This is a genomic window from Klebsiella scottii (assembly GCF_036561945.1).
GTDB classification, from domain to species: Bacteria; Pseudomonadota; Gammaproteobacteria; order Enterobacterales; family Enterobacteriaceae; genus Klebsiella; species Klebsiella scottii.
In genome coordinates this window covers 2,230,255-2,241,780 of the sequence record NZ_JARXNI010000020.1, presented here as the reverse complement: position 1 = coordinate 2,241,780, position 11,526 = coordinate 2,230,255, and the positions used below count along the sequence as shown (strand labels likewise).

The window sequence follows — 11,526 nt, the reverse complement described above, 5'->3', positions numbered from 1 at the left end:
GGCGCTGCATCCTGCATCTCCCTGAGCCACCTCGCTAACAGGCTAAAGCAAAGGTGATGCCAGTTTTACAAAAGCCAATGTTATTAATGTGTTGCTTAATGGTTGCCGGATATGATGTCGAGAAAAGTAGACTAAATGGTCAAAATCAGTGCACGAAAAAACGGCAGTCATGCGCAATTGGGGTGCAGAAGGTCGTGTCGGCGATGGGCTTTTGCTATGCTGATGGCGGTGAAAGAAGGAGATAACGAATGGCACAGGGCGCCGAGAAAAAAAACGGCAAGCGTTCACTGGCGGTGAGCGCAAAAAAAGAGGCTATCCTCGCCGCCGCGCTGGACGCGTTTTCGCAATTTGGCATTCACGGCACGCGGCTTGAGCAGGTTGCGGAGCTGTCCGGGGTATCGAAAACCAATTTGCTTTACTACTACCCGTCGAAAGAGGCGCTGTACGTTGCCGTTTTGCAGCAGATCCTCACCATCTGGCTGGCGCCGCTGAAGGCCTTTCGCGAAGATATCAGCCCGCTGGTGGCGATCCGCGAGTACATCCGCCTGAAGCTGGAAGTCTCCCGCGACCATCCGCAGGCGTCTAAACTGTTCTGCCTGGAGATGCTGCAGGGCGCGCCGCTGCTGATGGGAGAGCTGACCGGCGATCTGAAAGCGCTGGTGGATGAAAAGTCGGCGATCGTTTCCGGCTGGGTCGAAAGCGGCAAGCTGGCGCCGGTCGATCCCCAGCACCTGATCTTTATGATCTGGGCCACCACGCAGCATTACGCCGATTTTGCCACCCAGATTGAGGCGGTGACCGGCGCAACGCTACGTGATGAAGCGTTCTTTCAGCAAACCGTGGAGAACGTTCAGCGGATGATCGTTGAAGGGATCCGGGTGCGCTAGTTGGCCGGCGGCAGCGGGCAGCTCTGATCGCCATCTTCGCACTGCAGCAGCGAAGAGAGGTACGATTCGCGCTCCACGGTTTTGTCCGTCATGCACTGGTTGATCAGCGTCGGCTGGATGGTGCCGCCTTCGGCTCCGGAGGCCAAAAACGCGCAGTCGGCATCGCGCAGCGCGATCCACGCCAGCTGGGATTTTTTCAGCAGCGTCAGCTGGTTGCCTGAGGCACGTTTCAGCGCCTGCTGATAGGTCTGGTTGAGCTTGCCATCGGCCGCCTGATACTGCGCCGCCGTGCACTGGTTCATCTCCATCTGATTGTTGGCGTTAGCGCATTCGTCCGCCAGCGCCTGCCCGCTTGCCAGCAGGGCGGCAAGCGCGAGTAAAGTGCGTTTCATTGTTCCACTCCCATACATAAAAAAAGGCCCCCGTCCGGGAGCCTTAATTAACCACAGCTTTGGCCTGCTGTCATCCGGTCCGCGATCCCCCGGCGGCGGGCTACGGTTTTGCCCGAACCGCTGCCGGACGCCGCCTCGGGGATCGGCCTTAGCCGATGGTCATCAGGCTGGCGTTGCCGCCCGCCGCGGCGGTATTGACGCTGAGCGAGCGCTCGATATAGAGGCGCTCCAGCAGCAGGTTGGTTTCGCCGCGGGCGAATCCCTGTACCGAAACAATCGCCCCGTCCCGCGCCGCCACCTGTTCGCACAGCTCGCGCAGCTGATCGGAATCGCCGTGGTAAATCACCGCGTCGAAGGCCTGGGCGGTCAGATCGGTCTCTTTGGCGAAGTGGATGCGCTCGCTGACTTCGCGCGGCAGCTTCTTCGCCAGTTCGCGATGCAGGGCGTTATCCGGCCACAGGATCTCGCAGCCGACGGCGGCGACCGCCGCCAGCTGGGTCAGCGCATCCTGTTCATTATCCGCCACGCACAGCACGCGATCGCGGGGAATGAAGGTCAGGGTGTTGCGCTCACCTGTCGGCCCCGGCAGCACACGCTGGGTGCCGGCCTGCGCCTGTTCGCTATACTGCTGGCACAGCGTCTGCAGCTCCGGCCGGCCTGCGGCCCACTGCTGTAGCGCGACCAGCGGTTTTTCCAGCAGGGTTTTCAGCTGGGCGTCCAGCGGACGTTCAGCGTCCTGGCGGGCGAGGGTTGCGCCGACGGCGTTCTGCGGACGGCTTGAGAGCAGGCGGTACAGATACAGCGGGCCGCCCGCTTTCGGGCCGGTTCCCGACAGGCCTTCGCCGCCGAACGGCTGGACGCCAACCACCGCGCCCACCATATTTCGGTTGACGTACAGGTTGCCGACTTTTGCGCTGCCGGTGACCTGGGCGATGGTTTCGTCGATGCGGGTATGGACCCCGAGCGTCAGGCCATAGCCGGAAGCGTTGATCTGCTCAACCAGCCGATCCAGCGCGTTGCGGTTATAGCGCACCACGTGCAGGACCGGGCCAAAGACCTCTTTTTTCAGTTCGTCAAAGCTGTCGAGTTCGATAAGCGTCGGCGGAACGAAGGTCCCGCTCTGCCATTCGCGCGCGTCGTCGCTGTTCTCGCGCACCGCCTGGAAGACGTTGCGGCCCTTGGCGCGCAGCGTCTGAATATGCCGCTCGATATTCTCTTTGGCTTCGGCATCAATCACCGGGCCGATATCGGTGGTCAGGCGGCCCGGGTTGCCCATCCGGCATTCGCCCATTGCGCCACGCAGCATGGTCAGCGTATGGTCGGCGATTTCCTCCTGCAGACAGAGCACCCGCAGCGCGGAGCAGCGCTGGCCGGCGCTATCGAAGGCGGAAGCCAGCACGTCAACCACCACCTGCTCGGTAAGCGCGGAAGAGTCGACAATCATGGCGTTCATGCCGCCGGTTTCGGCAATCAGCGGCGTCGGACGCCCCTGGGCGTCAAGGCGGCTGGCGATATTGCGCTGCAGTAAAGTCGCGACCTCGGTTGAGCCGGTAAACATCACCCCACGCACGCGCTGGTCGCCGGTGAGCGCCGCGCCGACGGTTTCCCCGCGGCCCGGCAGCAGCTGGATAACGCCCGGCGGGACGCCGGCCTCCAGCAGAATCGCCACGCCCTGAGCGGCGATCAGCGGCGTCTGCTCGGCGGGTTTCGCCAGCACGCTGTTGCCCGCGGCCAGCGCGGCGGCAATCTGGCCGGTGAAGATCGCCAGCGGGAAGTTCCATGGGCTGATGCACACCACCGGCCCCAGCGGACGGTGGGTTTCATTATCAAAGTCGTCGCGAACCTGACCGGCGTAGTAGTGCAGGAAATCGACCGCTTCACGAACTTCGGCGATGGCGTTGCTGAAGGTTTTACCCGCTTCGCGTACCAGAATCCCGATAAGCGTTTGCGTTTGGCCTTCCATTAAGATCGCCGCGCGTTCGAGGATTGCCGCGCGCTCCTGCGGCGGCGTGGCGAACCAGATCGGCGCGCAGTTGACCGCGCTGGTCAGCGCCTGCTGTACCTCTTCGTCGCTGGCTTCGCGTCCGTGGCCGACGATATCTTTCGGTTCCGCAGGGTTGACGATCGCCTGCAGCTCGCCTTCGACGACCGGATGCTCCAGCATCGGCAGAGCCTGCCACTTATGCAGGGCGCTGTTGAGTAAAGAGGAGGAGAGGGAGGCGAGGCGGTGTTCGTTCGCCAGATCCAGTCCCGCCGAGTTGCTGCGGCCCTGACCATAGAGATCGCGCGGCAGCGGAATTTTCGGATGCGGCAGGCCGGCCTGGCCTTCCTGCTGCGCCAGCTTCTCGACCGCGCTGACCGGGTCGGCGACCAGCTCGTCAAGCGGCAGGCTGGTATCGGCGATGCGGTTGACGAAGGAGGTGTTGGCGCCGTTCTCCAGCAGGCGGCGTACCAGGTAGGCCAGCAGGGTTTCGTGGGTGCCGACCGGGGCATAGATTCGGCACGGGCGGTTAAGCTTACCGTCGGCCACTTTGCCTACCACCTGCTCATACAGCGGCTCGCCCATGCCGTGCAGGCACTGGAATTCGTACTGACCCGGATAATAGTTTTGCCCCGCCAACTGGTAAATAGCCGCCAGGGTGTGGGCGTTATGGGTGGCGAACTGCGGATAGATCAGGTTCGGCACCGTCAGCAGCTTTTTCGCGCAGGCGAGATAGGAGACGTCGGTGTAAACCTTGCGGGTATAAACCGGATAGCCTTCCAGGCCGTCCATCTGCGCGCGCTTGATTTCGCTATCCCAGTAGGCGCCCTTGACCAGGCGGATCATCAGACGACGGCGGCTGCGGGTGGCGAGATCGATCAGCGAGTCAATCACGAACGGACAGCGCTTCTGATAGGCCTGAATAACGAAGCCGATCCCGTTCCAGCCCGCCAGCTCCGGCTCAAAGCACAGCTTCTCCAGCAGGTCGAGAGAGATCTCCAGGCGATCGGCCTCTTCGGCGTCGATATTAATGCCGATATCGTACTGGCGCGCCAGCAGGGTTAGCGACTTCAGGCGCGGATAGAGCTCATCCATCACCCGATCGTACTGCGCGCGGCTGTAGCGCGGGTGCAGGGCGGAGAGCTTGATGGAGATCCCCGGGCCTTCATAGATGCCGCGGCCGTTGGAGGCTTTGCCGATCGCGTGGATAGCCTGCTGGTAGGAGACCATATAGGCCTGGGCGTCGGCGGCGGTCAGCGCCGCTTCCCCGAGCATATCGTAGGAGTAGCGGAAGCCCTTCTCTTCGAGCTTCCGGGCGTTGGCCAGCGCTTCGGCGATGGTTTCGCCGGTGACGAACTGCTCGCCCATCAGGCGCATCGCCATATCGACGCCTTTGCGAATCAGCGGCTCGCCGCTTTTACCAATGATTCGGTTCAGCGAGCGCGACAGGCTGGTTTCATTGTGGGTGGAGACCAGTTTGCCGGTAAACAGCAGCCCCCAGGTGGCGGCGTTTACGAACAGCGACGGGCTGCGGCCGATATGCGACTGCCAGTTACCGTTGCTGATCTTGTCGCGAATAAGGGCGTCGCGGGTGGCTTTATCCGGAATACGCAGCAGCGCTTCCGCGAGGCACATCAGCGCCACGCCCTCCTGTGAGGAGAGGGAAAACTCCTGCAGCAGGCTCTGCACCATTCCGGCGCGCCCGCTGGCGGTTTTTTGATTGCGTAACTTTTCCGCCAGCTTCCAGGCCAGCTTATGCGCCTGTTCGTTCAGCGGCTGCGGCAGGCGGGCCTGTTCGAGGAGCATCGGTACGGCGTCGGTTTCGGCGCGGCGATACGCTGCGGTAATGTCCGCCCGCGCCACCGACTGGGGCAGGATCTGCTCGGCAAATTCAAGGAACGGCTGGTACGGCTCCTCGGTCAAAGGACCCGATTCGTCGCTTTCGTTGGCCGCGCCGGAGAGCAGCGCCGGAAGCTCTGGCAGCGATTCGTCATTCTCCAGCTTTTCCAGATAGTTGAAAATCGCCTGCTTGATCAGCCAGTGCGGCGTGCGGTCGATACGGCTGGCGGCGGACTTGATGCGTTCGCGCGTGGCTTCGTCAAGTTTAACGCCCATGGTGGTGGTGCCCATGTCATGAACTCCTGTTATTGGTCATTCGCTTCAGCCATTACCCGGCCCGCCTGGCGGCGGCATGATTCGGCGGATTGAGCTTCTGTGCGGTTATGCGGTTGCGTAGGAATATCTACTATGTTGCAACTTTGTGCAACCTTGTTAATCACAACTTGTGGACCAGGCTGAAAAATGCCTTTGTTGTTAAATTTAATGGCGGGATTAGCGACAATTTAACCTTTATTTAATGGCGTATTTATCTGCGTCAGTTAACAGTTTTACCAGGTGCAACCAATAAAAACGTGAGGAAGTGCAACCTATAACAAAATGAAGTTTGGTCATTGGCGGAATTAGTGTAAATGCTGTGTTAAATCGTTTGTGAAAAAACGCAGCTTCCGTCAGGATACGGTCGCCCAATACAACCATTGTGCCATTACCCCGTTCCGGTAGTGGAATAAACGACAAATCTGGACGCTGTCGACAAAAAAATTCTGGAGATTTGCATGGCTATTAGCACCCCGATGTTGGTGACTTTTACGGTTTATATATTTGGCATGGTACTGATCGGGTTTATTGCCTGGCGATCGACGAAGAACTTCGATGATTATATTCTGGGCGGGCGGAGCCTCGGTCCATTCGTGACCGCGCTGTCTGCCGGGGCCTCGGATATGAGCGGTTGGCTGCTGATGGGGCTGCCGGGGGCAATATTCCTTTCCGGCATTTCCGAGAGCTGGATTGCCATCGGCCTGACGCTGGGGGCGTGGATTAACTGGAAGCTGGTGGCCGGTCGTCTGCGCGTTCATACCGAGGTGAATAATAACGCGCTGACCCTGCCGGACTATTTCACCGGCCGTTTTGAAGATAAAAGCCGGGTGCTGCGTATTATCTCCGCGCTGGTTATTTTGCTGTTCTTCACTATTTATTGCGCCTCCGGCATTGTTGCCGGCGCGCGTCTGTTTGAAAGCACCTTTGGCATGAGCTACGAAACGGCGCTGTGGGCCGGTGCCGCCGCGACGATTATTTATACCTTCGTCGGAGGGTTCCTCGCGGTAAGCTGGACCGATACCGTACAGGCCAGCCTGATGATCTTCGCGCTGATCCTGACGCCGGTAATGGTGATTATTTCCGTCGGCGGTTTCGGCGATTCGCTGGAGGTGATTAAGCAAAAGAGCATTGAGAACGTTGATATGCTGAAAGGGCTTAATTTCGTCGCCATTATCTCGCTGATGGGCTGGGGCCTCGGCTACTTTGGTCAACCGCATATTCTGGCACGCTTTATGGCAGCGGACTCCCATCACAGCATCGTGCACGCTCGCCGTATCAGCATGACCTGGATGATCTTCTGCCTGGCGGGTGCCGTGGCGGTTGGCTTCTTCGGCATCGCGTGGTTTAACAACAATCCGGCGCTGGCTGGGGCGGTAAATCAGAACTCCGAGCGCGTCTTTATTGAACTGGCGCAAATCCTGTTTAACCCGTGGATTGCCGGGATCCTGCTGTCGGCGATTCTGGCCGCGGTGATGTCAACCCTGAGCTGCCAGCTGCTGGTCTGCTCCAGCGCGATTACCGAGGATTTGTATAAGGCATTTCTGCGTAAGAACGCCGGCCAGACCGAGCTGGTGTGGGTTGGTCGGATGATGGTGCTGGTGGTGGCGCTGATTGCCATCGCGCTGGCGGCAAATCCGGATAACCGCGTGCTGGGCCTGGTGAGCTATGCCTGGGCGGGCTTCGGCGCCGCCTTCGGTCCGGTAGTGCTGTTCTCGGTGATGTGGTCACGCATGACGCGCAACGGCGCGCTGGCCGGAATGGTTATCGGCGCGCTGACCGTCATCGGCTGGAAACAGTTTGGCTGGGTGGAACTGTACGAAATTATCCCTGGCTTTATCTTTGGCAGCCTCGGGATCGTGGTCTTCAGCCTGCTGGGCAAAGCGCCTTCGGCAACGATGCAGCAGCGTTTTGCCGAGGCCGACGCGCACTATCACTCCGCGCCGCCGGTACCTGCGACCGCAGAGTAACCTTTCCCTCCTGCTAAAGCCCGCCTCTGGCGGGCTTTTTTGTGCGGCTTACCGCCGCCGACCCGCCTCAGCCAGTGCCGATGCGGGCAGGAACCCTCTTGCTAATTCTCTGAAAATACGCTGATATCTCAGCACAAATAACAATGAGGATAGCAATATGACTTTCAGACAGGGTGCGATGGCGTTGGTTCTGGCAGGGCTGCTTGGCGGCTGCGTGGCGCCGAGCAAAACGACCGTCTCAGCGCCGGCTGCCGCGGCCTGCCCGGCGGACAATACGATGGAGCAAACCACGCTGTACTTCGGCCTCAGCCGACCGGCGGGTAAAGATATCTCCGCCGAGGAGTGGCAGCGGTTTGTTGACCGCGATGTCACCCCGCGCTTTCGCGATGGCTTGACGGTGTTTGACGCCCGCGGCCAGTGGCTGGGGAATGACGGTACCGTTGCGCGCGAGCAGAGCAAGGCGCTGATGTTGATCCACGGTAAAGATGCGAAGAGCGAAGAGGGGATTGAAGCGCTGCGCACGCTCTACAAGTCGCGCTTCGCCCAGGAGTCAGTGATGCGCGTCGATCGGCAGGTTTGCGTCCATTTCTGAATAACGTTTGTTTCTAAATAAAAGGCGGGGCATAGCCCCGCCTTCAGAATGCTGATATTCGCAGCGTGCGCCTGGCTTACAGCACCAGCCCGGCGAAGCTGGCGGAGAGCAGGCTTACCAGCGTCGCGCCGTAGACCAGGCGCAGGCCGAAGCGGGAAACCGTATTCCCCTGCGGCTCATTAAGCCCTTTAATCGCGCCGGCGATAATGCCAATAGAGGCAAAGTTAGCAAAAGAGACCAGGAATACCGACAGAATACCCAGCCCGCGCGGCGTCATGCCGGCAGCAATTTTCTGCAGCTCGATCATCGCGACAAATTCGTTGGCTACCAGCTTGGTCGCCATAATACTCCCGGCGTTCAGCGCATCGCTTAGCGGAATACCAATCAGCCACGCCAGCGGATAAAAGACGTAGCCCAGAATCTGCTGGAAGCTGAGGCCAAATACCGTAGCGAAGAGGGCGTTGATGGCGCTGATTAAGGCAATAAAGCCGATCAGCATCGCCAGAATAATCATCGCCACTTTGAAGCCAGCCAGAATATATTCGCCGAGCATTTCAAAGAAGCTCTGCGATTCATGCAGCTTCTCCAGCTTAATCTCTTCTTCGCTGCCCGGTCGCGTCGGGTTAATAATTGACAGCACAATAAAGGTGCTGAACATATTGAGGATCAGCGCCGCGACGACGTATTTCGCGTCCAGCATGCTCATATACGCGCCGACGATCGACAGCGATACCGTCGACATCGCGGTGGCGGCCATGGTGAACAGACGACGAGAGGAGAGATCGCCGAGCACGCCTTTATAGGCAATGAAGTTTTCCGACTGCCCGAGGATCAGCGAGCTGACGGCGTTAAAGGACTCGAGCTTACCCATGCCGTTGACTTTTGACAGCAGGGTGCCGATGACGCGAATAAAAATGGGCAGAATGCGCCAGTGCTGGAGAATGCCAATCAGCGCCGAGATAAAGACGATCGGGCACAGCACGCCGAGGAAAATAAAGGCCAGGCCTTTTTCACTCATGCCGCCAAATACAAAACTGGTGCCTTCAGCGGCAAAACCGAGTAATGAGGTGAAAAAGCCGGAGATATTTTTAACTACCCACAGGCCGCTTTCGGCGTGGAGAAAAAAGAATGCCAGCGCAATTTCAATAACAATTAACTGGATAATATAGCGAATGCGGATTTTTTGTCGGTCATAGCTGGCAAGCCAGGCAAGGCCGAGGATAACCACCAGCGCCAGCAGGAAGTGTAAAAACTGTGTCATATTATTCTTTTCGCAGGTAAATAAGGCCGCTATTTAGCCACAGTCGCTACGCCCGGTAAATATCTGCCGCGAAAAAACCGCCGATCCTGCCCGCCGCCGCTGGCGCAGGCGAATACTTTCCTAAGTAATTATTTAACAGCGATTAATTTACAACTCGTCATCATTCTCTACACATTTCACTTGTGTTTCTGATTATTGTAATGATAATCACTATCAGAAATATTTACCTATCTTTGCATCCGTTGACCGCGGCTCACATTTAAGGATGTTGGCATGTTTGTTCCATTTCTCATCATGTTACGTGAAGGCCTGGAAGCAGCGCTGATTGTCAGCCTGATCGCCAGCTATCTGAAACGCACTCAGCGTGGAAACTGGATTGGCGTAATGTGGATTGGGGTCATCCTCGCGGCGGCGCTGTGCCTCGGGCTGGGGATCTTTATCAACGAAACAACCGGCGAATTCCCGCAGCGTGAACAGGAGCTGTTTGAGGGCATCGTGGCGCTGGTCGCGGTCTGTATCCTGACCTGGATGGTGTTCTGGATGCGCAAGGTGTCGCGTAACGTGAAGCAGCAGCTGGAGCAGGCGGTGGATAACGCCCTGCAGCGCGGCAATAACCACGGCTGGGCGCTGGTGATGATGGTCTTTTTTGCCGTGGCGCGCGAAGGCCTGGAGTCGGTATTTTTCCTGCTGGCGGCGTTCCAGCAGGATGTCGGTATCTGGCCGCCGCTGGGCGCGATGCTTGGCCTCGCCACCGCCGTCGTCCTCGGTTTCCTGCTGTACTGGGGCGGCATCCGCCTTAATCTCGGCGCGTTCTTCAAGTGGACCAGCCTGTTCATCCTGCTGGTCGCCGCGGGCCTTGCTGCCGGCGCCATTCGCGCCTTTCACGAGGCCGGGCTGTGGAACCACTTCCAGGACGTGGCGTTCGATCTGAGCGGCGTGCTGTCGACGCACAGCCTGTTCGGTACGCTGCTTGAAGGGATCTTCGGCTATCAGGAAGCGCCGACCGTCAGCGAAGTGGCGGTGTACTTTATCTATTTGATTCCGGCGCTGGTGCTGTTTGCGCTGCCGCCGCGTAGCAATCCAGCAGCCTCGCGTACCGCTCCGCTTAAGTAGGGCGCCCGCAGGTGTAAATAGTGACCACATACTTATCGAAAGGGATGATCATGATGACTCATTTTCGCCGTAATGCGCTGCAGCTTGCCGTCGCAGCGTTGTTCAGCTCCGCCTTCTACGCCCAGGCTGCGGATATTCCGCAGGTAAAAGTGACCGTTAATGACAAGCAGTGTGAACCGATGAACGTGACCGTGAAAGCGGGTAAAACGCAGTTTATCATTCAGAACCACAGTCAGAAGGCGCTGGAGTGGGAGATCCTCAAAGGCGTGATGGTGGTGGAAGAGCGTGAAAACATTGCGCCGGGCTTTACGCAAAAGCTGACGGCTAACCTGCAGCCGGGCGAATACGACATGACCTGCGGCCTGTTGACCAACCCGAAAGGTAAGTTAATTGTCACCGGCGCGGCCACCAAAGACTCGGCGAAAGCCGATGCGCTGCTGAGCCTCGGCGAAGCGATTACCGCCTATAAAGCCTACGTCACGGCGGAAACTGCCCAGCTGGTTACCGGCACGAAGGCCTTCACCGACGCGGTGAAAGCGGGCGATATCGAAAAAGCGAAAGCGCTGTATGCCCCGACGCGTCAGCACTACGAACGTATCGAACCGATCGCCGAGCTGTTCTCCGATCTTGACGGCAGCATTGATGCCCGTGAAGACGATTATGAGAAGAAAGCGGAAGATCCGAAATTCACCGGCTTCCACCGTCTGGAAAAAGCCCTGTTTGGCGACAACAGCACCAAGGGCATGGAGAGCTACGCCGACCGTCTGAACACCGACGTGCTGGAGCTGCAAAAACGCATCAGCGAGCTGGCGTTCCCGCCGTCTAAAGTGGTGGGCGGCGCTGCGGGCCTGATTGAAGAAGTGGCCGCCAGCAAAATCAGCGGGGAAGAAGATCGCTACAGCCACACCGACCTGTGGGATTTCCAGGCCAACGTTGACGGCGCGCAGAAAATTGTCGATCTGCTGCGTCCGCAGCTGCAAAAAGAGAACGGCGCGCTGCTGGCGAAAGTTGACGCTAACTTCAAGAAAGTTGACGCTATTCTCGCGAAGTATCGCACCAAAGACGGCTATGAAACGTATGACAAACTAACTGATGCGGATCGTAATGCGCTGAAAGGCCCGATCACCACCCTGGCGGAAGATCTGGCTCAGCTGCGCGGGATCCTGGGTCTGGACTAAG

General features: G+C 58.7%; 8 protein-coding genes. 5 read left to right on the top strand and 3 right to left on the bottom strand.

What is annotated here, in order from left to right:
* Positions 1-248: 248 nt before the first annotated feature.
* The gene (gene rutR / locus QFI97_RS18185; protein WP_095096235.1) at positions 249-887 is read left to right on the top strand and encodes an HTH-type transcriptional regulator RutR; all 639 of its coding nucleotides are present in this window, start codon (positions 249-251) and stop codon (positions 885-887) included.
* Here rutR and QFI97_RS18180 read toward each other — a convergent pair.
* Positions 884-1,279 carry a lysozyme inhibitor LprI family protein gene (locus QFI97_RS18180; protein WP_346431737.1) on the bottom strand — a complete coding sequence of 132 codons (396 nt, stop codon included), beginning with the start codon at positions 1,277-1,279 and terminating at the stop codon, positions 884-886. The genes rutR and QFI97_RS18180 overlap by 4 nt on opposite strands.
* Before the next feature lie 148 nt (positions 1,280-1,427).
* Positions 1,428-5,390, bottom strand: coding sequence for a trifunctional transcriptional regulator/proline dehydrogenase/L-glutamate gamma-semialdehyde dehydrogenase (gene putA / locus QFI97_RS18175; protein ID WP_346431736.1), 3,963 nt, complete (start codon positions 5,388-5,390; stop codon positions 1,428-1,430).
* Positions 5,391-5,872: 482 nt separating this feature from the next.
* On the opposite strand from putA, the gene putP reads away from it, so the two are divergent.
* Together putP and QFI97_RS18165 are read left to right on the top strand one after the other, a co-directional pair.
* Positions 5,873-7,381, top strand: a complete 1,509-nt coding sequence (gene putP / locus QFI97_RS18170) for a sodium/proline symporter PutP (protein WP_095096248.1) — start codon at positions 5,873-5,875, stop codon at positions 7,379-7,381.
* A 157-nt stretch (positions 7,382-7,538) separates the two neighbouring features.
* A complete protein-coding gene (locus tag QFI97_RS18165) occupies positions 7,539-7,973 on the top strand; it encodes a DUF3574 domain-containing protein (RefSeq protein WP_331835562.1) in 435 nt (144 codons plus the stop codon).
* 76 nt (positions 7,974-8,049) lie between these two features.
* Here QFI97_RS18165 and QFI97_RS18160 read toward each other — a convergent pair whose 3' ends face one another.
* Complete coding sequence (locus tag QFI97_RS18160) at positions 8,050-9,234, bottom strand: NupC/NupG family nucleoside CNT transporter (RefSeq protein ID WP_095096256.1); 1,185 nt, start codon at positions 9,232-9,234, stop codon at positions 8,050-8,052.
* Positions 9,235-9,507: 273 nt separating this feature from the next.
* On the opposite strand from QFI97_RS18160, the gene efeU reads away from it, so the two are divergent.
* Positions 9,508-10,347 (top strand): iron uptake transporter permease EfeU, encoded by an 840-nt coding sequence (gene efeU / locus QFI97_RS18155; RefSeq protein ID WP_331835561.1) that lies wholly within the window; start codon positions 9,508-9,510, stop codon positions 10,345-10,347.
* Positions 10,348-10,397: 50 nt separating this feature from the next.
* A complete protein-coding gene (gene efeO / locus QFI97_RS18150) occupies positions 10,398-11,525 on the top strand; it encodes an iron uptake system protein EfeO (protein ID WP_346431735.1) in 1,128 nt (375 codons plus the stop codon).
* Position 11,526 lies beyond the last annotated feature (1 nt).

Bases quoted from the DNA above. Each gene is read 5' to 3' on its own strand.
- QFI97_RS18160 (WP_095096256.1), bottom strand. From the start codon at position 9,234: ATGACACAGTTTTTACACTTCCTGCTGGCGCTGGTGGTTATCCTCGGC.
- efeO (WP_346431735.1), top strand. From the start codon at position 10,398: ATGATGACTCATTTTCGCCGTAATGCGCTGCAGCTTGCCGTCGCAGCG.
- QFI97_RS18180 (WP_346431737.1), bottom strand. From the start codon at position 1,279: ATGAAACGCACTTTACTCGCGCTTGCCGCCCTGCTGGCAAGCGGGCAG.
- QFI97_RS18165 (WP_331835562.1), top strand. From the start codon at position 7,539: ATGACTTTCAGACAGGGTGCGATGGCGTTGGTTCTGGCAGGGCTGCTT.
- efeU (WP_331835561.1), top strand. From the start codon at position 9,508: ATGTTTGTTCCATTTCTCATCATGTTACGTGAAGGCCTGGAAGCAGCG.
- putA (WP_346431736.1), bottom strand. From the start codon at position 5,390: ATGGGCACCACCACCATGGGCGTTAAACTTGACGAAGCCACGCGCGAA.
- rutR (WP_095096235.1), top strand. From the start codon at position 249: ATGGCACAGGGCGCCGAGAAAAAAAACGGCAAGCGTTCACTGGCGGTG.
- putP (WP_095096248.1), top strand. From the start codon at position 5,873: ATGGCTATTAGCACCCCGATGTTGGTGACTTTTACGGTTTATATATTT.